Annotated in this window: 22 protein-coding genes; 16 read left to right on the top strand and 6 right to left on the bottom strand. The window is 71.9% G+C overall.

All coding sequences use genetic code 11. The annotated features are described in order from the left end of the window. Nucleotides 1–32 precede the first annotated feature (32 nt). Nucleotides 33–476, top strand: coding sequence for a hypothetical protein (locus tag I8N68_RS09540; protein WP_200209510.1), 444 nt, complete (start codon nucleotides 33–35; stop codon nucleotides 474–476). A 210-nt stretch (nucleotides 477–686) separates the two neighbouring features. Here the strand turns inward: I8N68_RS09540 and I8N68_RS09535 are convergent, their stop codons facing one another. Beyond that, nucleotides 687–2,324 (bottom strand): glycoside hydrolase family 13 protein, encoded by a 1,638-nt coding sequence (locus tag I8N68_RS09535; protein WP_200209509.1) that lies wholly within the window; start codon nucleotides 2,322–2,324, stop codon nucleotides 687–689. Nucleotides 2,325–2,526: 202 nt separating this feature from the next. Continuing rightward, entirely contained in the window at nucleotides 2,527–3,609 is a 1,083-nt protein-coding gene (locus tag I8N68_RS09530) for a LacI family DNA-binding transcriptional regulator (RefSeq protein ID WP_200209508.1), read from the bottom strand. Nucleotides 3,610–3,807: 198 nt separating this feature from the next. Between I8N68_RS09530 and I8N68_RS09525 the strand changes: the two genes are divergently transcribed. The 4 genes from I8N68_RS09525 (at nucleotide 3,808) to I8N68_RS09510 (ending at nucleotide 9,632) form a co-directional block, all read left to right on the top strand. Beyond that, a complete protein-coding gene (locus tag I8N68_RS09525; protein WP_200209507.1) occupies nucleotides 3,808–5,064 on the top strand; it encodes a sugar ABC transporter substrate-binding protein in 1,257 nt (418 codons plus the stop codon). Beyond that, nucleotides 5,064–6,704, top strand: coding sequence for an ABC transporter permease subunit (locus tag I8N68_RS09520; protein WP_200209506.1), 1,641 nt, complete (start codon nucleotides 5,064–5,066; stop codon nucleotides 6,702–6,704). Before I8N68_RS09525 ends, I8N68_RS09520 begins: the two co-directional genes overlap by 1 nt. Then, nucleotides 6,701–7,600: a sugar ABC transporter permease gene (locus I8N68_RS09515; protein WP_200209505.1), complete on the top strand. Its 900-nt coding sequence runs from the start codon at nucleotides 6,701–6,703 to the stop codon at nucleotides 7,598–7,600. Before I8N68_RS09520 ends, I8N68_RS09515 begins: the two co-directional genes overlap by 4 nt. 220 nt (nucleotides 7,601–7,820) lie before the next feature. After that, complete coding sequence (locus I8N68_RS09510; RefSeq protein ID WP_200209504.1) at nucleotides 7,821–9,632, top strand: glycoside hydrolase family 13 protein; 1,812 nt, start codon at nucleotides 7,821–7,823, stop codon at nucleotides 9,630–9,632. An 82-nt stretch (nucleotides 9,633–9,714) separates the two neighbouring features. Here I8N68_RS09510 and I8N68_RS09505 read toward each other — a convergent pair whose 3' ends face one another. Then, the gene (locus I8N68_RS09505; RefSeq protein ID WP_200209503.1) at nucleotides 9,715–10,323 is read right to left on the bottom strand and encodes a TetR/AcrR family transcriptional regulator; all 609 of its coding nucleotides are present in this window, start codon (nucleotides 10,321–10,323) and stop codon (nucleotides 9,715–9,717) included. A 98-nt stretch (nucleotides 10,324–10,421) separates the two neighbouring features. Between I8N68_RS09505 and I8N68_RS09500 the strand changes: the two genes are divergently transcribed. The 9 genes from I8N68_RS09500 (at nucleotide 10,422) to I8N68_RS09460 (ending at nucleotide 20,650) form a co-directional block, all read left to right on the top strand. Then, nucleotides 10,422–11,432 (top strand): hypothetical protein, encoded by a 1,011-nt coding sequence (locus I8N68_RS09500; protein WP_200209502.1) that lies wholly within the window; start codon nucleotides 10,422–10,424, stop codon nucleotides 11,430–11,432. 57 nt (nucleotides 11,433–11,489) lie between these two features. After that, on the top strand, nucleotides 11,490–11,831 hold the full coding sequence (locus I8N68_RS09495) for a hypothetical protein (RefSeq protein WP_200209501.1): 342 nt from the start codon (nucleotides 11,490–11,492) through the stop codon (nucleotides 11,829–11,831). Between the two features lie 275 nt (nucleotides 11,832–12,106). Further along, nucleotides 12,107–13,174, top strand: a complete 1,068-nt coding sequence (locus tag I8N68_RS09490; RefSeq protein ID WP_200209595.1) for a BMP family lipoprotein — start codon at nucleotides 12,107–12,109, stop codon at nucleotides 13,172–13,174. A 200-nt stretch (nucleotides 13,175–13,374) separates the two neighbouring features. Next, nucleotides 13,375–14,991 (top strand): ABC transporter ATP-binding protein, encoded by a 1,617-nt coding sequence (locus I8N68_RS09485; protein WP_200209594.1) that lies wholly within the window; start codon nucleotides 13,375–13,377, stop codon nucleotides 14,989–14,991. Between the two features lie 76 nt (nucleotides 14,992–15,067). Continuing rightward, nucleotides 15,068–16,402 carry an ABC transporter permease gene (locus tag I8N68_RS09480; RefSeq protein ID WP_200209500.1) on the top strand — a complete coding sequence of 445 codons (1,335 nt, stop codon included), beginning with the start codon at nucleotides 15,068–15,070 and terminating at the stop codon, nucleotides 16,400–16,402. A 3-nt stretch (nucleotides 16,403–16,405) separates the two neighbouring features. Beyond that, nucleotides 16,406–17,683: an ABC transporter permease gene (locus tag I8N68_RS09475; protein WP_200209499.1), complete on the top strand. Its 1,278-nt coding sequence runs from the start codon at nucleotides 16,406–16,408 to the stop codon at nucleotides 17,681–17,683. A 121-nt stretch (nucleotides 17,684–17,804) separates the two neighbouring features. After that, nucleotides 17,805–18,512: a cytidine deaminase gene (locus tag I8N68_RS09470; protein WP_200209498.1), complete on the top strand. Its 708-nt coding sequence runs from the start codon at nucleotides 17,805–17,807 to the stop codon at nucleotides 18,510–18,512. Nucleotides 18,513–18,578: 66 nt separating this feature from the next. Further along, nucleotides 18,579–19,859, top strand: coding sequence for a thymidine phosphorylase (locus tag I8N68_RS09465; protein WP_200209497.1), 1,281 nt, complete (start codon nucleotides 18,579–18,581; stop codon nucleotides 19,857–19,859). 110 nt (nucleotides 19,860–19,969) lie between these two features. Then, a complete protein-coding gene (locus tag I8N68_RS09460; protein ID WP_200209496.1) occupies nucleotides 19,970–20,650 on the top strand; it encodes a DUF4272 domain-containing protein in 681 nt (226 codons plus the stop codon). A gap of 5 nt (nucleotides 20,651–20,655) precedes the next feature. On the opposite strand, the gene I8N68_RS09455 is transcribed toward I8N68_RS09460, so the two are convergent. Continuing rightward, a complete protein-coding gene (locus I8N68_RS09455) occupies nucleotides 20,656–21,510 on the bottom strand; it encodes a putative RNA methyltransferase (protein ID WP_200209495.1) in 855 nt (284 codons plus the stop codon). Nucleotide 21,511: 1 nt separating this feature from the next. Next, nucleotides 21,512–22,012 (bottom strand): MarR family winged helix-turn-helix transcriptional regulator, encoded by a 501-nt coding sequence (locus I8N68_RS09450; RefSeq protein ID WP_200209494.1) that lies wholly within the window; start codon nucleotides 22,010–22,012, stop codon nucleotides 21,512–21,514. A gap of 144 nt (nucleotides 22,013–22,156) precedes the next feature. On the opposite strand from I8N68_RS09450, the gene I8N68_RS09445 reads away from it, so the two are divergent. Together I8N68_RS09445 and I8N68_RS09440 are read left to right on the top strand one after the other, a co-directional pair. Further along, nucleotides 22,157–22,570, top strand: coding sequence for a PPOX class F420-dependent oxidoreductase (locus I8N68_RS09445; RefSeq protein ID WP_200209493.1), 414 nt, complete (start codon nucleotides 22,157–22,159; stop codon nucleotides 22,568–22,570). A 54-nt stretch (nucleotides 22,571–22,624) separates the two neighbouring features. Continuing rightward, nucleotides 22,625–23,701 carry an adenosine deaminase gene (locus tag I8N68_RS09440; protein WP_200209492.1) on the top strand — a complete coding sequence of 359 codons (1,077 nt, stop codon included), beginning with the start codon at nucleotides 22,625–22,627 and terminating at the stop codon, nucleotides 23,699–23,701. Here the strand turns inward: I8N68_RS09440 and I8N68_RS09435 are convergent, their stop codons facing one another. Further along, on the bottom strand, nucleotides 23,702–24,226 hold the full coding sequence (locus I8N68_RS09435; RefSeq protein ID WP_307812719.1) for an ATP-binding protein: 525 nt from the start codon (nucleotides 24,224–24,226) through the stop codon (nucleotides 23,702–23,704). Nucleotides 24,227–24,452 lie beyond the last annotated feature (226 nt).

The raw sequence follows: 24,452 nt of genomic DNA, 5'->3' as shown, positions 1-24,452 counted from the left end.
ACGTTCGCGGCGGGAGCGACCATGATGAGCCCGTGGGGGCACTCGTGACACTGGACCTGCCGGACGACTCGCCGATGCTCGGCCTGCCGTGGATCATCACCTTCGGCCCGCTCGGCGACGTCGACGAGTGGGAGCCGGTGGTCTGCGGGCCGTACGAGCGCCCGCACGCGCTGGCCCTGGCCGAGGCGGTGGTCGCGGAGGAGCAGCTGATGGCGGTGGTGGAGCCGCTGCTGCCGGCGCTGTCCGCGGAGGAGATCCGGGGCGAGATCGCCGCCGCGCAGATCGCGGCGGAGGACGAGGCGGCCCGGATCGACGCGGCAGACCTCTACGGCGACTTCGAGGACACCCTCGACGAGGAGCTGGAGCTGGCCGCCGAGCGGCAGCCGGAGCCGGAGCCCGTCACCGCGCCGAGCGAGGCCGAGGTGCGCGCCGGTTTCGCCCGCATCGCGAAGCTGCTCACCAGCAAGGGCGCCTGAGGTCGAGGTGCAGCCGGTTCTTGGTTCCTGCCCGGTACCCCGGACGGGTCAGCCCGCAACGCCACGCTCCCAGATGGCCGCCGGCGCCCCGGGAAGCGGACTCCCCGAGGCGCCGACGCCACCTCACCCCCCACCACAAGGGGTCGGTTGCCCAGTCGCCCGTCGGCGCGGGGCACAACGGACGACCAGGTCAATGGCGGGTTACCCGGCTCAGCGCCGTTCGAACCACGCAGCTGCGTCCACCGGCAGGACGTGTCCGGCGCCCTGCTCGGTGAGGTCGGCGCTGGCGACGATCGGCTGGCCGTACCCGTCGATCGTGACCTCGGCGCCGCTGAGGTTGACCAGGCAGGTCAGCTCGGCGTCCCCGGCCGCCCGCCGGAACGCGAGCAGGCCGGGCTCGGACTCCAGCCAGGTTACCCCGCCGGTGGTGCCGGCCAGCGCCGGATGTGCGTGCCGGATCCGCAGCGCGGCACGGTAGAGCTCGAGCGTGGAACCGGGCACGCCGGTCTGGGCGGCCACCGAGAGGGCCCGCCACGTCGCGGGGGCCGGCAGCCAGCTCAGCTCGCCGCCCTCCGGGCCGAAGCCGTACGGGGCCAGCTCGCCGCTCCACGGGATCGGCACCCGGCAGCCGTCCCGGCTCTCGCCGGTCCGCAGGAACGCCGGGTCCTGGCGCAGCTCGTCGGGGAGGTCCAGCACTTCCGGCAGGCCCAGCTCCTCGCCCTGGTAGACGTAGGCGCAGCCGGGCAGGGCCAGCATCAGCAGGGCGGCCGCCCGGGCGCGGCGCAGGCCGACCTCGCCGTCGCCGTACCGGGTGACGTGCCGCTGCCGGTCGTGGTTGGAGAGCACCCAGGTGGTCGGGGCGCCGACGATGGTCGACTCAGCCAGCGCGGTGTCGATCACCTTGCGGAACGAGTCGGCCGACCAGGTGGCGTCGAGGAAGTCGAAGCTGAACGCCTGGTGCAGCTCGTCCGGGCCGATGTAGCGGGCGAGCCGCTGCGGGGTCTCCGCCCAGGCCTCGGCAACCGCCATCCGGCCACCGGGGTAGCTGTCCAGGATCGGCCGCCAGGCGCGATAGATGTCGTGCACCTCGTCCTGGTCGAAGTAGGGGAGGCGGCCCTTGCCGAGCAGCTCGGACTGGCGCTGGCCGGTGGTCGTCGAGCTGAATCCGACGTCCGGCAGCCCTTCGGCCTTGATCATGCCGTGGGCCACGTCGATCCGGAAGCCGTCCACGCCCCGGTCGAGCCAGAAGCGCAGCACGTCCTCGAACTCCGCGCGCACCTCCGGGTGGCGCCAGTTCAGGTCCGGCTGGGCCGGGTCGAACAGGTGCAGGTACCACTGGCCGTCCGCCACCCGGGTCCAGGCCGGGCCGCCGAAGATGCTCTCCCAGTCGTTCGGGGGCAGCTCGCCGGACTCACCCTTGCCCTCGGCGAAGAGGTAGCGCTCCCGCTCGGCCGAGCCCGGGCCGGCGGCGAGGGCCGCGGTGAACCACGGGTGCCGGCTGGACGTGTGGTTGGGCACCAGGTCCACGATGATGCGCAGGCCCAGAGCGTGCGCGTCGGTGATCATCGCGTCGAAGTCGGGGAGCGAGCCGAAGAGCGGGTCGACGTCGCGGTAGTCGGCCACGTCGTAGCCGGCGTCGACCTGTGGCGAGGTGTAGAAGGGGGTCAGCCAGAGCGCGTCGACGCCCAGGTCGCGCAGGTACGGCAGGCGCTGCCGGATGCCCTGGAGGTCACCCACGCCGTCGCCGTTCGCGTCGGCGAAGCTGCGGACGTAGACCTGGTAGACGACCGCGGATCGCCACCAGTCGTCATCGGAGGTCTGCGGCGTGGGGTTGGTGGCGGCGGTCATCGGTGACGATCCCCGTTCTCTGGCGCGGCGGCAGCCGCGCGCGGGCGTGGGTGGTGCGGCGCGGGTGCCTGCAGAATGCCGCTCCAATGTTGCAAGAGTCAAGCATTCCTTGCGCAAGAAATGACGTCCGTCACCCCGGCCAGCCCCCACCCACGTCGCCGAGCTGGCGACGAGGCCGCGGACGGTCGCGCCGCGCGGGGGGTCAGGCCGGGATGGCGAGGGTCGGGGTGACCGGGCGCTGCCGCGTCGACCCGGCCGGCGCGGCACCGGGCTGGCGGACCACCGCGGTCGAGCCGCGCACCACCAGCTCGGGGCGGAAGAGGTACTCCGAGTGCGGCGCGCCGTGCCCGTTGATCTCGTCGACCAGGGCCCGGACCGCGGCCACCGCCATGGCCGCGACCGGCTGGCGCATGGTGGTCAGCGGCGGGTCGGTGAAGGCCATCAGCGGGGAGTCGTCGTACCCGACCACGGAGACGTCGCCGGGCGCGGTCAGCCCGCGCTGCCGGGCGGCCCGGATGGCGCCGAGCGCCATCAGGTCGGAGCCGCAGACGATGCCGGTGACGCCCCGCTCGATCAGCCGACCGGCGGCGGCCTCGCCGCCCTCCACGCCGAAGAGGGAGAGCTCGGCCAGCTCGTCCAGCTCGCTCTCGGCCACGTTGGCCAGCCGGGGCATCGCCGCCCGGAAGCCGGCCACCCGGCGCTGCACCGGCACGAACCGGTCCGGGCCGGTGATCAGGCCGATCCGGCGGTGGCCGAGCGCCACCAGGTGGGCGACGGCCAGCTCGGTGGCCTCCCGGTCGTCGCAGGAGACGAAGGGGGCGGCGATGCCGGGCGCGTACCCGTTGATCATGACGACGGGCAGCGGCCGGGCGATCAGCGCCCGGTACCGGTCGTGGTTGGCGGCGGTGTCGGCGTGCAGGCCGGAGACGAAGACGATCCCGGAGACCTGCCGGTCCAGCAGCATCTCGACGTACTCGTCCTCGGTGACCCCGCCGGGCGTCTGCGTGCAGAGCACCGGAGTGAAGCCGCTCTGGGCCAGCGTCGACTCGATGACCTGGGCGAACGCCGGGAAGATCGGGTTCTCCAGCTCCGGTACGACGAGGCCCACCAGTCCGGCGCTGCGCTTGCGCAGCCGGGCGGGGCGTTCGTAGCCGAGCACGTCGAGGGCGGTGAGGACGGCCTGCCGGGTCTCCGGGGCCACTCCGGGGCGGTCGTTGAGCACCCGCGACACCGTGGCCTCGCTGACTTCGGCCTGTTGGGCGATGTCGGACAGTCGAGCGCGCATGGCGGCACTTTAGCTCAAGGGGCAAGTTCTTGCGTACAGCTCTGCAAGCTCTTCCATTCGCTGCAACGTCTTGCTAACGTCCCCGCAACATGCGAGAGCAGCGGCGCGGCCCCCCGCGCCGGGCAGCAAGAACTTTCAGAGCTTTCCACTGGCGGACCGTCCTTCCCCCGGCGGGCCGCCATGACGACAGGAGTACCGATGCGCATCCGTACCGCGGGTGTGGTCGCTGTCCTCGGCCTGGCGCTCGCCGCCTCCGGCTGTGGCAGCAGTGACAGCGACAAGCCGGCCGCCCAGGAGTCCGCCAAGCCCGCGGGCGCCACCGGCAAGCTGGTGATCTGGGCCGACGACAAGCGGACCGCGGCCCTCAAGCCGTTCGCCGAGCAGTTCGGCAAGGACAACGGCGTCACCGTCGAGGTGCAGGCCGTCTCCAAGGACCTGCAGACCAACTTCGTCACCGCCTCCCAGCAGGGCAGCGGCCCGGACGTCGTGGTCGGCGCGCACGACTGGATCGGCAACCTGGTGCAGAACGGCGCCATCGACCCGGTGCAGCTCGCCGCCGAGCAGAAGAGCGGCTTCAACGAGACCGCGATCAAGGCCGTCACCTTCAACGGCCAGGTCTACGGCGTCCCCTACGCCACCGAGAACGTCGCGCTGATCCGCAACACCGCGCTGGCCCCCGAGGCGCCGAAGACGATCGAGGACCTGGTCGCCGCCGGCAAGAAGCTCAAGGCCGACAAGAAGGCCAGCGAGATCCTCTGCCTCCAGTCCGGCCAGAACGGCGACGCGTACCACGTCTACCCGCTGTACACCTCGGGTGGTGGCTACCTCTTCGGCACGACCGCCAACGGCGACTACGACCCGAAGGACCTGGGCGTGGGCAAGCCGGAGTCGATCGCGGCCTTCCAGAAGATCGCGAAGCTGGGTGAGAAGGGCGAGGGTGCGCTGAAGCGCTCCATCACCGGCGAGAACTCGATCGCCACCTTCACCAGCAAGAAGTGCGCCTTCCTGGTCTCCGGCCCGTGGGCGATCGCCGACGCCAAGAAGGCGAACATCTCCTACGACATCTCCCCGGTCCCCGGCTTCGCCGGTGGCAAGGAGGCCCAGCCGTTCGTGGGCGTCCAGGCGTTCTACGTCGCCGCCAAGGGCAAGAACAAGGCCCTGGCCCAGGAGTTCGTCACCAACTACGTGACCAAGCCGGAGCTGGCCGTCGCCCTGTACCAGGCCGAGCCGCGCCCGCCGGCGCTGACCGCCGCCTTCGACCAGGTCAAGGGCACCGACCCGGACCTGGCCAAGTTCTCCGAGGCCGGCAAGAACGGCCAGGTGCTCCCGGCGATCCCGGCCATGGCCGCGATCTGGGACCCGTTCGGCAAGGCGGAGGCCGCCATCATCGGTGGCGCCGACCCGGCCAAGACGATCACCGCCGCGGGCAAGACCATCGCGGGTCAGATCAAGTAATGAGCACGTCGCTGTCCGGCCCGGAGCCTGCCACGCAGGCTCCGGGCCGGGAGCCCGTCCGCTCCGGGCTCCCGCGCACCTCCCGTGACGCGCGGAACCACGCGCCGATCACCGCGACCGGCCTCATCGTCAAGGTGGTCCTGCTCGGCCTGGTGGCCGGGATCGCGATCTGGGCGGCCTTCCCGCTCGTCGAGGCCGGGATGTGGATCGGGCTGGCCATCCTGGCGGTCACCACCGCCGGCCTGTTCTACCTCTACCTCACCCGCCGGCACATCCCGGCGAAGTACCTGGTCCCGGGCACGCTCTTCCTGATCGCCTTCCAGGTCTTCCCGGTGCTCTACACCGCGAGCACCGCCTTCACGAACTTCGGCGACGGCCATCGGGGCAGCAAGGACGACGCGATCGTCGCCATCCAGACCTCCTCAGTGAAGCAGGTCCCGGGCTCCACCGAATACGCCCTCTCCATCGCCACCAAGGGCGATCCGACCACCGGCCCGCTGGTCTTCCTGGTCACCGACCCGAAGACCGGCGAGGTCTCCGCCGGCGACGCCGGCGGGCTGCGCAAGCTCGACGCCGCCGAGGTCACCGTCAGCCCGACCGGCAAGGTCACCGCCGCAAACGGCTACACCATCCTCAACTTCGGCCAGGCCAGCGGCCGCAGCCCGGAGATCACCAACCTGGTGGTGCCGACGCCCGGCGGTGCCCTGCGCTCCAACGGCCTGTCCCGGGCCTACGAGGGCAAGGCCGTCCGGGCGTACGACGCCGGGTGCGACTGCGTCAAGGACAGCGAGACCGGCAAGACCTGGACCGCCGACGAGGCGACGGGCTCCTTCGTCGCGGCCGACGGCGAGCGGCTGGCCCAGGGCTGGAAGGTCAACGTCGGGGTGCAGAACTTCAGCCGGGTGCTGACCGACCCGGACATCTCCGGCCCGTTCTTCGGCACCCTGGTCTGGAACTTCGCCTTCGCGATCGGTTCCACCGGGTTGACCTTCCTGCTCGGCATGGCCATCGCGCTCGCCCTGCACTCGCCGCGGATGAAGGGCACCAACCTCTACCGGGTGCTGCTGATCCTGCCGTACGCCATGCCGTCGTTCGCGATGCTCCTGGTCTGGCGGGACATGTTCAACAGCGACTTCGGCCTGGTCAACAGCCTGTTCGGGCTGCACGTCGACTGGTTCGGGGAGGCCTGGTCGGCCCGCAGCGCGGTGCTGCTGGTGCAGCTCTGGCTGGGCTACCCGTACATGTTCCTGGTGGCCACCGGTGCGCTCCAGGCGATCCCGCGGGAGCTGACCGAGGCCACCTCCGTCGACGGCGCCTCGCCGTGGCAGTCGTTCAAGTCGGTCACCCTGCCGCTGCTGCTGGTCGCGCTCTCGCCGCTGCTGATCGCGTCGTTCGCGTACAACTTCAACAACATCAACGCGATCTGGCTGACCACCGAGGGTGGGCCGTTCGCGCCGGACAACCCGACCAACGGCGCGACCGACCTGCTCATCACCTACACCTACCGGCTGGCGTTCGGTGCTCAGGGCGCCGAGTTCGGCATGGCCGCCACCGTCTCGATCTTCATCTTCGCAATCGTGGCGACCGTCTCGGCGATCAGCTTCTCGCGGACCCGCAGGCAGGAGGACGTGTACTCATGACCACCTACGCGGACGCCCCGGTCGCCAACCGCAACGCCACCGGGAAGGCGAGAAGCCGCTGGTTCGCCCAGGTGGGCTGGCGGCACCTGGTCGGCGTGCTGGCGGTCGCGTTCAGCGTCTTCCCGATCCTGTTCGTGCTCTCCGCCGCGCTCAACCCGCTCGGCACGCTCTCCTCGACCGAGCTGCTCCCCACCGGGGCCTCGGTGGAGAACTTCACGAACCTGTTCAGCCGGACCGCCTTCGTCCACTGGTTCCTCAACTCGCTGCTCCTGGCGGGGGTGGCCAGCTTCGTGTCGATCTTCCTGTCGGCGCTGGCGGCGTACGCCTTCTCCCGGATGCGCTTCGTCGGCCGCCGGGTCGGGCTGCTCACCCTGCTGCTGATCCAGATGTTCCCGCAGTTCCTGGCCATCGTGGCGATCTTCCTGATCTTCACCACGGTGACCGACCTGTGGCCGGCGATCGGGTTCAACACCCCGTGGGGCCTGTTCCTGCTCTACATGGGTGGCGCGCTGGGGGCGAACACCTGGCTGATGAAGGGCTTCTTCGACACCCTGCCGAAGGAGCTGGACGAGTCGGCCACCATGGACGGCGCCACGCACGCCCAGGTCTTCTTCCGGATCATGCTGCCGCTGGTGGCGCCGATCCTGGCGGTCACCGGGCTGCTCGCCTTCATCGGCTCGATCAACGAGTTCATCATCGCCAACGTGTTCCTCACCAACACCGAGTCGAAGACCCTCGCGGTCGGCATGTTCGGCCTGGTGGCCGGCGAGCGCAACAACAACTTCGGGATGTTCGCGGCGGGCACCCTGCTCACGGCGATCCCCACGGTGCTGGTGTTCCAACTCCTCCAGCGCTACATCGTCTCCGGCCTCACCGCCGGAGCGGTCAAGGGATGAACTGAAGCGGAGGGGTGGCCGCTCTTCGCGCGACGCGAGCTGAGTGGTCCGGGTCCGCCGCACGGGCGGAGCCACCCTCCGAAGGCAATCGCACGCTGCGGCAAGGGCGTCGGGTCGACGTACACCGGAGCAGTCACAGGGCTGACCGCCGTGGCCGGGAGACCGGCCGCGGCGGACGGGCCCTCCTTCTCCCCGTCCGATCGACGCGAAAGGCTTCCTCATGCCCCTGCCCCCGCACCACGACGGATCCGCCACCTACGTCCCGGAGCAGGAGCCCGCGCTCGGCCAGACCGTGCCGGTCTTCGTCCGGGTGCCCGCGGACGCCGACGTGCGCCAGGTGCACGTCCGGACCACCGGGGACGGCGAACCGCGCTTCGCCGAGGCCAGCGTCGACCGCCGCGCGGGCGGCGACGTGTGGTGGCGGGCCGACGTCGAGGTCCGCAACCCGGTCAGCAACTACCGGTTCATGCTCACCGGCGGCACCGGCTACCGCTGGCTGAACGCCGCCGGGCTGGTCGACCACGACGTGCCCGACAACGGCGACTTCAAGCTGGTCAGCTACGCCCCGCCGCCGGCCTGGGCGCGGGACGCGGTGATCTACCAGATCTTCCCGGACCGGTTCGCCCGCTCCGCCGCCGCCGACGGTCGGACCGCGCCCGACTGGGCCATTGTCTGCGACTGGGACACCCCCGTCATCGGGCGCGGCCCGGAGACGCCGCGCCAGTTCTACGGCGGCGACCTGGACGGCATCACCGAGCGGCTGGACCACCTGGCACGGCTCGGCGTGAACACCGTCTACCTGACGCCGATCTTCCCGGCCCGCTCCAACCACCGGTACGACGCGGCCAGCTTCGACACCGTCGACCCGCTGCTCGGCGGGGACGCCGCGCTGGCCCGGCTCGCCGCCGCGGTGCGCGCCCGGGGCTGGCGGTTGCTCGGCGACATCACCAGCAACCACACCGGGGACGCGCACGAGTGGTTCACCCGGGCCGCCTCGGACGTCAACGCCCACGAGCGCGAGCTGTACTACTTCGACGAGGCGACCGGCGACTACGAATCCTGGAACGGGGTCAAGTCGCTGCCGAAGCTGAACTGGGGCAGCGCCGAGCTGCGCCGCCGCTTCGCCACCGCCGGGGACTCGCTGCTGCGCCGCTGGCTGCGCCCGCCGTACGGGCTGGACGGCTGGCGGGTCGACGTGGCCAACATGACCGGCCGGCGCGGCGCGGACGCGTACACCCACGAGGTGGCGCGGCTGCTGCGCGAGGTGGTCGCCGACACCCGGCCCGACGGGCTGCTGCTCGCCGAGCACGGCCACGACCACACCGGCGACCTGGACCGCGACGGCTGGCACGGCACCATGAACTACGTCGGCTTCACCGATCCGATCTGGTCCTGGCTGCGGCGTGGTGACGCCCCGGTCCCGAACTTCCTCGGCACTCCGGGCGGGGCGCCCCGGCGGGACACCGGCGCGGTGCTGGCCACCATGAACACCTACCGCTCGCTGATCTCCTGGCGGTCGTACGTGCACTCCTGGCAGCTGCTCGGCTCGCACGACTCGGCCCGGATCCGGACGGTGGTCGGCGACGCCGCGCGGCAGGAGGTGGCCGCCGGCCTGCTCGCCACCATGCCCGGTACGCCGGTGGTCTTCGCCGGGGACGAGCTGGGGCTGACCGGCAGCAACGGGGAGGGCTCGCGCACCCCGATGCCGTGGCACCGGCCGGAGCGCTGGGACCAGCACACGTTCGCCGCGTACCGGTCGCTGCTGGCGCTGCGCCGGGGCGAGCCGGCGCTGCGCCACGGCGGCCTGCGCTGGGTGCACGCCGACCCGGACACGCTGGTCTTCCTCCGTGAGGCGCCGACCGGATCCGTCCTGGTGTTGGCCCGCCGCGCCCCGGGCACCCCGCTCCGCCTCTCGGGCCTCCCCGCCGGAGAGAACGTCCACGGCGGCGCGCCCGCGCTCCGCCCCGACCCCACCGGCGTGGTCACCCTCCCCGCCGACGGCCCCACCTTCCAGGCCTGGCGCCTGCCGTGACCCCGCCAGCCCTGAGATCCTGCGCGTTGTCCCGGTGGCCGATGTCTGGTTCGCCGGGCACCAACCGCACGATCGCGGGAAGTCAGGGGGTGGGGCGGGAGGAGTAGGTGAGCAGGGTGCGGACGCCGGCCAGGTAGGTGGCGCGGTCCGGGGTGCCGGTCAGGATGTGCTGGGTGAAGTAGCCGGGGACCAGGGCGAACAGGGCTGCGCCGACCGCCTCCGGGTCGGCGTCCGCCGGCACCTCGCCGGCCTGCTGTGCCCGCCGTACCAGGGTGGCGAAGTGCTGGCGGAAGCTGTTGTACGTCGCCTTCACGAACTCGGCGAGGGCCGGGTCGCGCTGCGTCTCGCTCCACACCTGGATGGCCAGCGGGAGCACGCCGTCGGCCCCGGTCTGGGTGTCGACGTACGCCAGCGCCCGCTCCAGCGCGTCCATCAGCGGCAGCGGCGGCTCGACCGCGACCAGCTCGGCGAAGATCTGGTCCGCTCCGCCGATCACCGACTGGGCGATCGCGGTGATCAGGTCGTTCTTGCTCGGAAAGTAGCGGTAGACGGCACCGACCGAGAGCCCGGCCTCGGCGATCACGTCCTGCATCGAGGTGTGGTGGAAGCCGTCGCGCACGAAGCAGCGCCGGGCGGCGTCGAGGATCTGCTGACGCCGGGCGGCGAGGTGTTCGTCCGATACGCGTGGCACGACCCACATTCTAAAGCGAACGTTCGTTCTTGACGAAGGGGCAGGAGGCGGCGCACGCTCAAGAAAAGAGAATGAACGTTCGTTTTAAGGAGTCGCAGATGTCCGCTCAGCCGAACCGGGTCCGCTCGCCCTGGCTGCTGGCCGTCCTGCTCGCCGCGGCGGCGGTGGTGGCGCAGGCGCTGCTCGTACCCCTCTTCGCGGCACCGCAGGCCGACCTCGCGCCGCGGGACCTGCCGGTCGCCGTCGCCGGGCCGGCGCCCGCGACCGCCGAACTCGCCGGCCGGCTCACCGCCGCCCGGCCGGGTGCCTTCGCGGTGACCACGCTTCCGGACGCCGCGGCCGCCGACCGGGCGCTGCGCGACCGGGACGTGTATGCCGCCTTCGTCGCCGGACCGGACGGGATCGCGTTGCACACCGCCCCGGCGGCCAGCCCCATCGTTGCCGCGCTCCTCACCGAGGCCTCGGCCCAGCTCGCCGCCGGCCGGCCGATGCCGGTGATCCAGGTGGTCCCCGCCGACCCGAACGACCCCCGCGGCACCGGGTTCGCCTCCGGTTTCCTGCCACTCGCGCTGACCAGCATGCTTGCCGGCGCGCTGCTCACCTTCCTGGTCGCCCGCCGGAGCGCCCGGCTGGTCGGCCTGCTGACCTACGCCGTCCTCGCCGGGTTGGCCGGCACCGCCGTGCTGCACGGCTGGCTGGGCATTCTCGACGGCTCCCAGTGGCGGGAGGCGGGGGCGATCGGGCTCTTCGCGCTGGCCGCCGCCGGCATCGTGGCGGGTCTCGGCGGGCTGCTCGGCGGGCTCGGCATCGGGCTCGGCGCGCTGCTGGTCTTCCTCGTCGGCAACCCGCTCTCCGCGGTCGGCGCGGCGCCCGAGCTGCTGCCCCAGCCGTGGGGCGCGGTCGGGCAGTTCCTGCCGGTGGGGGCCGGTGGCACGCTGCTCCGCTCAGCGGCCTTCTTCGACGGGGCAGGCGCGGGCCGGTCCCTCGCCGTGCTGGCCGGGTACGCGGTGGTGGGCCTGGCCCTGATCCTGGTGGGCCGGTTCCAGGCCGGCGGACCGGCCGAGGCGGCGGCGGGGCCGGCTGTGCGGGCGGCGGAGATCACGGTATGAGCTCGGGTCGGCGGGCCGGCTACTACAAACCGTCGTTGGTGGGGGAGGATGACCGCCGTGGAAGCTCTTCGGCTGGTACTTCTCTACGTCCATCTGATCGGGTTCGCGCTGCTGCTCGGCGGCTCGATCGCCCAGTACGTCAACGGTCGGCTGCGGATCAACGCCGCCATGCTGTGGGGCTCGGTGATCGGCCTGCTGACCGGTTTGGGCCTCGCCGCCCCGCTGCGCGAAGGCGATGAGCCGGCGCCCGCCAAACTTGTTACCAAGTTGGTGCTCGCCCTGCTGATCTTTGTCATGGTCTTCTTCTCCCGTAAGCGGGAGTCGGTCAACCGGGGACACTTCCTCGCCATCGTGGGCTTGACCCTGGTCAACGCGGCAGTGGCGGTCTTCTGGCGGTAGCGTCGGGAGCAGGGGCAACGCCGCGGGAACCCGACGTTCGCGACACCGCTCCGGGACGATAGCGGCACGAATAGTGACCTGGCCCACGCAAGGGTTACGTAGGGGTAACAGGCACTCAACGTTCGTGCACGATTGTCGGCCGGTGGGTGGGCGCGGGCGTACGCTCCCGTCCGTAACGTGGGACGCCGGCGGCAAGCGCAGGCCGGCTCAAGGGCTGCCACCGCCGAGAACGCGGTGTGCAATGGGAAGGAGACGTCTTGCGCTCTGTGCGTGGGATGCGGATCGCCTCCGCCGTCATGGCGGGTGGGCTCGTGCTGGGCGCCGCCGCGTGTGGTGAGGCCCCCAAGGACGACAACGGCGCCGGCGACGGCGGCAAGAAGTACAGCGCCTGCATGGTGACCGACGTCGGTGGCATCGACGACAAGTCGTTCAACACCTCTGCCTGGAAGGGCCTGCAGGAGGCCAAGAAGGCCAACGACAACATCGACATCAAGTACGTCGCGTCGAAGGCCGAGGCCGACTACGAGGTCAACCTCACCGGATACGTCAACCAGAAGTGCGACTTCATCCTGGCCGTCGGTGGCCTGATGGGTGACGCCACCAAGAAGGCGGCGACCGCGAACCCGAACCAGCAGTTCGGCATCGTGGACGCCAACCCGGGCGTCGACAACATCTACCCGATGCAGTTCGACACCGCGCAGGCCGGCTTCCAGGCGGGCTACCTGGCCGCCGGGATGAGCAAGACCGGCAAGGTCGGCACCTACGGTGGCCTGCCCATCCCGCCGGTGACCATCTTCATGGACGGTTTCGCCGACGGCGTGGCGTACTACAACAAGGCGAAGAACAAGACCGTCCAGGTCCTCGGCTGGGACAAGGCGACCCAGAAGGGTTCCTTCACCAACGACTTCTCCAAGCAGGACGAGGGCAAGAAGGTCTCCGACGCGCTGGTCGCCCAGGGCGCGGACATCATCATGCCGGTCGCCGGCGGCGCCGGCCTCGGCACCACCGCCGCGGCCCAGGCCTCGAACGGCAAGTTCTCGGTGATCTGGGTCGACGTCGACGGCTGCGAGAGCACCCCGAACTGCCCGGTGCTGATGACCACCGTCGTCAAGAACATCCCGGACGCCGTCAAGGAGGCCGTGCTCAAGGCCGCCGGTGGCGAGAAGCTCCAGGCCAAGCCGGGCTTCGTGGGGACGCTGGCCAACAACGGCGTCTCGATCGCGCCGTACCACGACTTCGACAGCAAGGTCCCGGCGGACCTCAAGGCCGAGGTCGACAAGATCAAGGCGGACATCGCCGCCGGCACCATCACGGTCACCTCGAAGGCGCAGCCGACCAAGTGACCCGTCCGTCGGCCGCCGCGGTGAGATCATCGGCAGCGGAGGCCGGCGGGCACCGGGCTTGACGATCCGGCCGCCTCGGCGTACGCGGGGACACCCGCGCCGCCGGGGCGGCCGATCCGCTCCATCCGGCGCCGGGCCGGCTCGGTGCCCGGCGCGGCAGCGGCTACGCTGCACCATCGCTCGCACTCCAGGAGGTTGCGCTGAGACTCGAACTGCGCGGCATCACCAAGCGGTTCGGTGATCTGGTCGCCAACGACCACATCGATCTGACGGTGGAGCCTGGAGAGATCCACGCCCTGCTCGGCGAGAACGGCGCCGGTAAGTCGACCCTGATGAACGTCCTCTACGGGCTCTACCAGCCCGACGAGGGCGAGATCCTGGTCGACGGCAAGCCGCTGAAGCTGAAGGGCCCGTCCGACGCGATCGCGGCCGGGATCGGCATGGTGCACCAGCACTTCATGCTGGTGCCGGTCTTCACCGTGGCGGAGAACGTCATGCTCGGCGCCGAGCAGGTCAAGGGCGGCATCGCCGGCTTCCTCGACCGCCGGCGCGCCCGGCGCGAGGTCGCCGAGGTCTCCGAGCGGTACAACCTCCGGGTCGACCCGGACGGGGTGATCGAGGACCTCCCGGTCGGCATCCAGCAGCGGGTGGAGATCGTCAAGGCGCTCACCCGCGACGTCGACCTGCTGATCCTTGACGAGCCGACCGCGGTGCTGACCCCGCAGGAGACCGAGGAACTGCTCACGGTCATGCGGTCGCTCAAGGCCGCCGGCAAGTCCATCGTCTTCATCACCCACAAGCTGGGCGAGGTCAAGGCCATCGCCGACCGGATCACCGTGATCCGCCGCGGGAAGACCGTCGGCACCGCCTCGCCGACCGCCAGCCGCGACGAGCTGGCCGCGCTGATGGTCGGCCGCAGCGTCCGGCTGACCGTGGACAAGCAGCCGGCCACCCCGGGCCGGCCGGTCCTGGAGGTGGCCGGTCTGGTCGTCGACGACGACCGGCAGATCCGGGCGGTCGACGGCGTCGACCTGACCGTGCACGCGGGCGAGGTGCTCGGCGTCGCGGGGGTGCAGGGCAACGGCCAGACCGAGCTGATCGAGGCGATCATGGGCCTGCGCCCGACGCTCGCCGGCACGGTGACCCTGGACGGCCAGCCCGTGCACGGCTGGCCGACCAAGAAGGTGCTCCGCGCCGGGGTCGGCTACGTGCCGGAGGACCGCAGCGTCGACGGCCTGGTCAAGGAGTTCTCCGTGGCGGAGAACCTGGTGCTGGACATCTACGACCGGCCGCCCTTCGGCCGGGGTCTGGCCCTCAAGCCGGACGCCATCGCCAAGTCGGCGAGGGAGCGGATCGAGCAGTTCGACGTCCGTACCTCCTCGGCGAACGCCGAAGTGGGCACCCTCTCGGGCGGCAACCAGCAGAAGGTGATCGTGGCCCGGGAGCTGTCCCGGCCGCTGAAGCTCTTCATCGCCGCCCAGCCGACCCGCGGCGTGGACGTCGGTTCCATCGAGTTCATCCACAGCCAGGTGATCCGCGAGCGGGACGTCGGCACGGCGGTCATGGTCGTCTCCAGCGAACTCGACGAGGTGATCGGTCTCGCGGACCGGATCGCCGTGATGTACCGCGGCCGGATCATCGGCATCGTCGGCCCGGACACCCCGCGCGAGGAGATCGGCCTGCTGATGGCCGGCATCACCCCGGATACGGCGGATGCCAGGGCGACGCCGGCCACCGCGACGGACGGCCCGGCCGGCGAGCCCGGCGGCACGGCGGCCCCGGCCCCCGAGGGCCCTGGTAACGAGGACGAGGCATGAGCGAGCGCCAGCGAGCGAATCATCAGTACAGCCCCACGGTGTCTCATGCCGACGCCGAGCGCAGCGAGGCGGCGGCATGAGCAACCCGAACCCGGTGTCGGGCTCCCCGGACAAGGAGCCGGCGACCGAGTCCCAGGCGGCGCAGAACGCGGTCGGCAACACCGACCGCGCGGCCACGACCGCGACCGCCCCGAAGCGGCCCGAGGAGCAGCCCCGCCCCTCGCTGGGCCGGCTGTTCCTGGACAACCTCTGGGCCGCGAACACCGTCACCGTGACCGTGCTCGCCCTGGTGCTGGCGATGGTGATCGGCGCGATCCTGATCATCGTCTCCGACCCGGAGGTGCTGGCGACCTACAGCTACATCACCGCCCGCCCGGGCGACGCGATCAACGCCAGCTGGACGGTGGTCAGTGAGGCGTACGCGAACCTGTTCAAGGGCGCGGTCTTCGACCCGCAGGCGTCCGGCTTCACCGCGACGCTGAGCCCGATCTCGGAGACGCTCACCTACACCGCGCCGCTGGTCTTCACCGGCCTCGCGGTCGCGCTCGCCTTCCGCGGCGGTCTGTTCAACATCGGCGCCCAGGGTCAGGCGACCATCGGCGTCATCCTCGCCGCGGTCGCCGGCTTCGCCCTGCCGCTGCCGCCGGTGCTGCATCTGCTGGTCGCGCTGATCGCCGGCGCGGCCGGCGGCGCGCTCTGGGGCTTCGTCCCGGGCATCCTCAAGGCGCGGACCGGCGCCCACGAGGTGATCATCACGATCATGCTCAACTACGTCGCGGTCTACTTCCTCTCCTGGATCATCGTCCAGAACGGGGTGCAGAACCCGACCCGATCCGACGCGATCAGCAAGCCGGTCGAGACGTCGGCCCAGCTGCCCCGGCTGCTCGGCGACAACCTGCGGGTGCACGCCGGCATCCTGCTGGCGGTGCTGGCCACCTGGGCCATCGCCTGGCTGCTGACCCGCTCCACGATCGGCTTCGAGCTGCGCGCGGTCGGCGCCAACCCGGACGCCGCCCGGACCGCCGGCATCAGCGTCACCCGGGCGTACGTGCTGATCATGGTGATCTCCGGTCTGCTGGCCGGCCTGGGCGGCGCCAACATGGTGCTCGGCTCCACCGCCAACGCGCTCACCCCGCAGGTGGTCGCGCAGATCGGCTTCGACGGCATCCTGGTCGCGCTGCTCGGCCGGCTGAAGCCGTGGGGCGTGCTGCTCGCCGCGCTGCTCTTCGGAGCGCTGCAGGCCGGCGGCAACCGGATGCAGTCGTACTCGGGAATCTCCCTGGAGCTGGTCACCGTGCTCCAGGCGCTGATCGTCATCTTCATCGCCGCACCGGCCCTGGTGAAGGCGATCTTCCAGCTCCGGGCCGCCCGCGCCGCCCGGTTGCAGACGAGCCTGGCGAAGGGCTGGTAAGGCATGTCCACCATGGCTGTCCCCGGCGTCGCCGTCGCCGCGGTCGACGCAGGCTTCTGGACGCGGACCCGCAAGGCGGGTGCCGTCCTGCTGGCGCTGGGCTTGCTCGCGGCGGTGCTCTTCGGGGCCCTCGCCACCGGTCAGCAGGCCCGGTTCACGCTCAGCGAGACCGAGGGCGGCGCCGCCCTGGAGATCAACGGCACCATCGGGGCCATTCTCTTCGGGATCATCGCCGCCGCGGCCGGCGGCGCGCTGCTGGCCGTGCCGAAGCGCTGGCTCAGCCTGCTGCTCGGCGTCGGGCTGGTCGCCTTCGTGGTGAGCTTCCTGTGCTGGCAGGTCTCCGCCGCGCCCGAGGGCCGCAACTTCATGCCGCTGGTCAACGTCGTCCGGGGCACCTTCATCCTGGCCCTGCCGCTGATCTTCGGCGCGCTGGCCGGTGTGCTCTGCGAGCGGACCGGCGTGGTGAACGTGGCGATCGAGGGCCAGCTGCTCATGGGCGCCTTCTCCGGCGCCCTCTTCGGCAGCCTCTCCGGCAACGTCTGGGTCGGGCTGGTCGCCGCGGCGATCGGCGGCGCGTTCATCTCGCTGCTGCTCGCGTTCTTCGCCATCCGCTACCTGGTCGACCAGACGGTCATGGGCATCGTGCTCAACCTGCTGGCGGTCGGCATCACCGGCTTCCTCTACGAGCGGCTGATGCAGACCAACGCGGAGAAGTACAACAGCGCGCCCCGGTTCGGCACCTGGGAGATCCCGCTGCTCAAGGACATCCCGCTGATCGGCCCGGCGCTGTTCCGCGGGAACATCTTCCTCTACCTCGGACTGCTGCTGGTGCTCGTCATCCACCTGGCGCTGTTCCGTACCCGGTGGGGGCTGCGGACCCGCTCGGTCGGTGAGCACCCGATCGCGGCCGACACCCTCGGCGTCAAGGTGCTGCGCCTGCGCTACCGCAACGTGATCATGGCGGGGCTGGTCGCCGGCATCGGCGGCGCCTCGTACACGCTGGCGCTCTACTCCTTCACCAAGAACATGATCGGCGGTAAGGGCTTCATCGCCCTGGCCGCGCTGATCTTCGGCCGGTGGAGCCCGACCGGCGCGCTGCTCGCGGCGCTCTTCTTCGGCTTCGCCGACCAGCTCGCCACCTACCTCGGCGCGATCGGCAGCAGCATCCCCAGCCAGTTCCTGGCGATGCTGCCCTACCTGGCGACGATCCTGGCCGTGGCCGGGCTGGTCGGTCGGGTCCGGGCACCGGCGGCCGACGGCAAGCCGTACGTCAAGGGCTGAGCCCGAACGTCCGGTGCCCGGCGGGGGGATCCCGCCGGGCACCGTCGTTTCCGCGGGTGTCGACCGACACAGGGGTACCCCTTCCCGTGCCCGACCAGGGTGACTTGGGCAGAATGGTGGAATGACCGAGATCGACTGGGACCGGCTGCGGGCCGCGGCAACCGAGGCGATGCGGCACGCGTACGCGCCGTACTCGAAGTTCCCGGTCGGGGCGGCCGCCCTGGTCGACGACGGCCGGGTGGTGGTCGGCTGCAACGTGGAGAACGCGGCGTACGGCGTCACCCTCTGCGCCGAGTGCGGGGTGGTCTCCTCGCTGCACGCCACCGGCGGCGGCCGGCTGGTCGCCATGTCCTGCGTCGACGCCACCGGTGAGCCGCTGATGCCCTGCGGGCGCTGCCGGCAGCTGCTCTGGGAGAACGGCGGCCCGGACTGCCTGGTGGAGACGAAGGGCCGGCCGCTGCGGATGGCGGAGCTGCTACCACACGCCTTCGGCGTGGAGGATCTCGAGGCCGTCGTCGGGGAGACCCCGCTGCCGGTGGTGCCGGAGCGGCTGGCCGCCTGGCGGGGGCGGGGCAGCGTCTTCGTCCACCCGGACCTCTCCGCCGGACAGCAGGTGTGGACGGCGTACTGGGAGCGGTCCGCCGGGGACACCGAGGGCGCCGAGACCGGGGTGCTGGAGGAGGGCCCGAGCTGGGATGATCCCGCCGAGGCGATCACCTGGGGGCTGGCCCGGACGCCACGCGTGGTGGTGGTGGACGCGGCGGGCACGATCTTCTGGGCGGGTGAGGGCGAGCCGCCGATGGAGATACCGATTCGCTGGGGTGGTTGAGTTCTGGGGCGCGGTCACGGCCGTCGTTCGCTGTACCCGACGCGACTCAATGATGGGAACTCAAAGGTGAGTGCATTTACCGCGGTGGACGTCATTCGCGTCAAGCGGGACGGGGGTGTGCTGAGCGACGGCCAGATCGACTGGGTCGTCGACGCGTACACCAAGGGGCTGGTGGCGGACGAGCAGATGTCCGCGCTGGCCATGGCGATCCTGCTGCGCGGCATGACCGCGGCGGAGATCGCCCGGTGGACCGCCGCGATGATCGCCAGCGGGGAGCGGCTCGACCTCTCGCCGGTGGCCCGGCCGACGGTGGACAAGCACTCCACCGGCGGGGTCGGTGACAAGATCACCCTGCCGCTCACCCCGCTGGTCGCCGCCTGCGGCGGCGCGGTGCCGCAGCTCTCCGGGCGCGGCCTGGGCCACACCGGCGGCACGCTGGACAAGCTGGAGTCGATCCCCGGCTGGCGGGCCGCGCTCACCAACGACGAGTTCATCGCCCAGCTCCGCGACGTCGGCGCGGTGATCTGCGCGGCCGGCGAGGGGCTGGCCCCGGCGGACCGCAAGCTGTACGCGCTGCGCGACGTCACCGGCACCGTCGAGGCGATTCCGCTGATCGCCAGCTCCATCATGAGCAAGAAGATCGCCGAGGGCACCGGCGCCCTGGTGCTTGACGTCAAGGTCGGCTCGGGCGCGTTCATGAAGTCGGTGGACGACGCCCGCGAGCTGGCCCGGACCATGGTCGAGCTGGGCGGCGCGCACGGGGTGCGGACGGTCGCGCTGCTCACCGACATGTCCACCCCGCTCGGCCTGACCGTCGGCAACGCGGTCGAGGTGACCGAGGCGGTCGAGGTGCTGGCCGGTGGCGGCCCGGCCGACGTGGTGGAGCTGACCCTGGCCCTGGCCGGGGAGATGCTGGCCGCGGCCGGCCTGCCGGACGCCGATCCGGCGGCCGCGCTGCGCGACGGCCGGGCGATGGACGTCTGGCGGGCGATGATCCGGGCGCAGGGCGGTGACCCGGATGCGCCGATGCCGACGGCCAACGAGGTGGAGGTGGTCCGCGCCACCTCCGACGGCTTCGTCGCCGCCGTCGACGCGTACGCCATCGGGGTGGCCGCGTGGCGGCTCGGCGCCGGGCGGGCCCGCAAGGAGGACCCGGTGAGCATCCCGGCCGGGGTGGTGCTGCACAAGCGCCCCGGTGACCCGGTACGCGCCGGCGACCCCCTCTACGAGCTGCGCGCCGAGCACGCGGAGCGGATCCCGGCGGCGCTCGCCGAGGCGGAGCGCGCGGTCCGGATCGCGCCGGACGCGCCGGCGGCGACGCCACTGGTCATCGAGCGCATCGGCTGATCAATTACGGTCGACGGTGCCGTGGTGCTGGCCACTCGGAGCGGCTATTCTCCCTGCCCAGGGGGGACAGACCGGCGATGAGCCGTTGCGAGCAGACAGGGACCTGAGCCGTGCGTGTACCCGCCCCCGATCCCCGGGCCGTCCGTGAGGCGAGCCTCGACGAGCTCTCCCGGCTTGGCCTGCCCCTGCCGCCGCCCCAGTTCCCGCTGGTGTGGGAGCCGGGCGACGAGATCGAGCTGCGCCCCACCGTCGAGATCGAGGCCCGGATCGCGGTACTGCACGTGATCCTGGCCCGCTGCTTCGGGATGCCGGCGCAGGCGGCGATGAGCTGGCTGCTGGGCTCGCACCTGGTGGAGCTGGTGACCCCGCCGGAGTGGCAGTTCGTGATGGGCGGCAAGGGCGACCACCGGTCGTTCGTGCTGCACCATGACGCGCTCTTCTCGCTGTGCTGGGTGCTCGGGCTGACCAAGCAGCTCGACCCGACGGTGCCGGTGGACGAGCGGCTGGTGGAGCGGATGCCGCACCTTCCCGCCGGCGAGACGTTCGCCCAGTGGCGGTCCCGGATCCTGGCCGCCCCGCAACACCCGGCCGACGCGGCCGCCCTGCTCGACCTGCACTACTGCTTGGACTGGGCGTACCTGGAGACGGAGCAGGCCGGTGGGACGCCGCCCGGGCTGGTGGACGCGAACGCGATCGGGCAGCGCCGGTGGGCGCTGGAGTGGGCGGTGATCCTCCGCGGGCCGTACCACGACGAGCCGCCCGGCTGGGAAGAGGTCGACCTCTCCACCTGAGCGGGTCAGCGCGGCCGGTGCACGCCGAGTCGGACGGCGAGCGTCACCGGGACCGGCTCGGGCAGCGCGGCGATCCGCTCGGCGAGCCGGGCCGGGTCGGCGTGCCAGGCGCTCGGCCCCATCCCGACCAGGGTGGCCACCTCCGTCCGGGTCAGCGCGAGCCGGGCCCGGAGCACGTCGCCCGACTCCTCGACGAAGTGGGCGGCCAGGCTGCCGGCGACCCGGTCGGCCTTGGCCGGGTCGACCTTCAGCAGCCCGAGGGCGTCGACCAGTTCGACCAGGTGGTCCTCGGCCGGGGTGACCACCAGCAGCGCGCCCGCCGGGTCGAGGACCCGGTGGAACTCCGCGCCGTTGCGCGGGGCGAAGACGTTCAGCAGCACGGTGGCGGCGGCGTCGGCCAGCGGCAGCCGCTGCCAGGTGTCGGCGAGCGCCGCCGCCGCGCGCGGATGGGCCCGGGCCGCCCGGCGCAGCGCCGGCTTGGAGACGTCCAGCGCGAGACCGACGGCGTCGGGCAGCGCCGCCAGCACCGCCGCGAGGTACCACCCGGTCCCCGCGCCGGCATCCACCACCAGCGGGTACGCCCCGACCGGCGCGGCCACCTCGGCCACCATCGTGGCGAGGGCGGTGGCGATGGTGTCGTAGTGGCCGGCGGCCAGGAAGTCGGCGCGGGCGGCGATCATCTCGGCGCTGTCCCCGGCGTGCGGGGCGCGGCCGGCGAGCAGGTTGACGTACCCCTGCCGGGCGATGTCGAAGCTGTGCCGGCGCGGGCAGCGCAGGGCGCGGGCGGTGCCGGCGGCGACCTCGGCCAGCGGCTCGCCGCAGACCGGGCAGCGCAGCCGGTCGAGGATGCGGGGGTCCACGTCAGGCCGCCGGGCCGCGGGTCGCCGGCCTGGCCCGGCGGCCGTCCTCGCCGGCGAGGTGGTCGACCACCCGGTGGGTGAGCGCGCCGAGCGCCTCGACCTCCGCGGGGGTGAGCAGGTCGATGAGGTGGCGGCGGACGGCGGCCACGTGCCCGGGGGCGGCCGCCTCGATGGCCCGCCGGCCGGCCGGGGTGAGCGCGATGACGGAGCCGCGTCCGTCGGCGGTGCACTCCTCGCGGGCGACCAGGCCCCGCTGCTGCATGCGGGTCAGGTGGTGGGAGAGCCGGCTGCGCGACCAGAGCATCCGGTCGGCCAACTCGCTGAGGCGCAGCCGCTGGTCGGGCGTCTCGGAAAGGTCGGAGAGCACGTCGTAGTCGGGCTCGGAGAGGCCGGCGTCCTGGGTCAGCCCGCGGGCCAGCTCCAGGTCGAGCAGGCGGCGCATCCGCCGGTAGCCGCGCCAGGCGCGCTCCTCCCGCTCGTCCAGCCACCGTGGTTCTGCCATGTCGCCGATCCTAGCCCAATTATTGACATGTCATCGAAACCGCCCTAGGGTCGATGACATGTCAACCACATTGTCCGCCCGGCCGGCCCGACTCCTGCTCGGGCCGGCGCTGTTCGGGGCCAGCGTCGCGCTGCGGGTGGCGGCGTGAACGCCCGGCTGTGGGAGCTGTTCGGAGAGCGGGGGCGCGGCGTGGTGGTCACCCTGCGCCGGGACGGCCGGCCGCAGCTGTCGAACGTCGACTACCTCGCCGAGCCGGGCCTGATCCGCTGCTCCACCACCGGCGACCGGGCCAAGGTGCGCAACCTGCGCCGCGACCCCCGGGCCAGCTTCTATGTGACCACCGCCGACGGCGGGGCGTACGCGGTGGCGGAGGGCACCGTGACCCTCACCCCGCCGGCCGCAGTGGCCGACGACGCCACGGTCGACGAACTGGTCGAGGTCTACCGACGGATCCGCGGCGAGCACCCGGACTGGGCGGAGTACCGGGCGGCGATGGTGGCCGACGGCCGCCTGGTCGTCCGCCTGGCGGTCGAGCGGGTGTACGGCTGGCGCCCCTGACCGCCCGGCCCGGTCCCATCCCGTCCCACCCGCGCCGGTGACTAATGTCTGAGCATGGTCGCAATCCGGTACGAGGACATCGTCAAGGTCCCGAAGGCGCTGCTGCACGACCACCTGGACGGCGGTCTGCGGCCGGCGACGATCGTCGAGCTGGCCACCGAGGTCGGTCACGAGCTGCCCACCACCGATCCGGCGGCGCTGGGCCGCTGGTTCGTCGAGGCGGCGGACTCGGGTTCGCTGGAGCGCTACCTGGAGACCTTCGCGCACACCGTGGCGGTGATGCAGACCGCGCCGGCGCTGCGCCGGGTGGCCCGGGAGTGCGCGCTCGACCTGGCCGCCGACGGGGTGGTCTACGCCGAGGTCCGGTTCGCCCCTGAGCAGCACCTCGAGCAGAACCTGACGCTGGACGAGGTGGTCGAGGCGGTCGTCGCCGGGTTCGTGGAGGGGAGCGCGCAGGCCGCCGAGGCCGGCACCCCGATCCGGGTCGGGACGCTGCTCACCGCGATGCGGCACGCCGCCCGTTCGCAGGAGATCGCCGAGCTGGCCGTGCGGCACCGGGACGCCGGCGTGGTCGGCTTCGACATCGCCGGCGCGGAGGCGGGCTTCCCGCCGACCCGTCACCTGGACGCCTTCGAGTACCTCCAGCGGGAGAACTTCCACTTCACCATCCACGCCGGCGAGGCGTTCGGGCTGCCGTCGATCTGGCAGGCGATCCAGTGGTGCGGCGCGGACCGGCTCGGCCACGGGGTCCGGATCGTCGACGACATCACCCCCGGCCCGGAGCCGGCGCTCGGCCGGCTGGCCGCGTACGTGCGGGACAAGCGAATCCCGCTGGAGCTGTGCCCATCGTCGAACGTGCAGACCGGCGCCGCCCCGTCGATCGTGGAGCACCCGATCGGGCTGCTGCGGGACCTGCGCTTCCGGGCGACGGTGAACACCGATAACCGGCTGATGAGCGGGACGTCGATGTCCCGGGAGATGGCGCTGCTGGTGGAGGCCTTCGGCTACGGCTGGAAGGAGCTCCAGTGGTTCACGATCAACGCGATGAAGAGCGCCTTCATCCCGTTCGACGAGCGGCTGCGGATCATCGACGAGGTGATCAAGCCGGCGTACGGGAAGCTGATCGGCTGATCACGGGTGCTGGTGCGGGTGGCCGGCGAGCAGGGCGGCCACCCGGCGCAGCACCTCCCGAGCCCGGGCTGCCTCCGCGCCCAGTCCGGTCTGCCGGCGCAGCACCGCCGGCTCGGCGCGGAGCAGGGCCACCCCGCGGCTCAGCAGGACCCGGGGCGCCTTGCGCTGCTCGGCCAGGTCGCGGGCGAGCCGGCGGAGGAAGGTCGCCCCGCGCGGCCGGCGCAGCGCGTACGCCCCGGCGAGCAGGCCCCGGCGGCGGCACTCCTCGACGATCTCGGCGGCGAAGATCCCTTCGGCGATGAAAAGTGGCGATCCGGCGACGTCGAATGACCGGGTGGCCACCCTGCGGTCCGCGCCGATCGCATAAACCGGCACTTCGGCCTTGCCGTACCGGGCCAGTCGGGCAATTGTTTCCACCGCCGTCTCGGCGTCCCAGGAACTGGGCGAATCCCAGTCGACCTGTCCGTTCCGGCGCGGCAACGTAGGGTCATCGCCGTCCTTGTAGAAGTCGTCCAGGCACAGCACGGGAAGCCCGGTTCGATGTGAAATATACGACTTTCCCGAGCCGGACGGACCGGCGAGCAGGACGACGCGGTGACGATGTTCCATTACCTTGAGTGACTCCGGAAAGACGGATTGCGATCAAATTGCATCAACATCTCATCACACCCTTGGCGAGGGACAACCTGGGCTTTCTTCTTGCGGGGCGGCGTGATGGAATCTCGGGGGTCCGACCCGCCGGGTCGGTCGC

It is taken from the genome of Micromonospora coerulea (assembly GCF_016598485.1).
GTDB lineage: Bacteria > Actinomycetota > Actinomycetes > Mycobacteriales > Micromonosporaceae > Micromonospora > Micromonospora coerulea.
The sequence above is the reverse complement of the archived record's forward strand: the minus strand, read 5'-3'. Positions and strand labels throughout refer to the sequence as shown.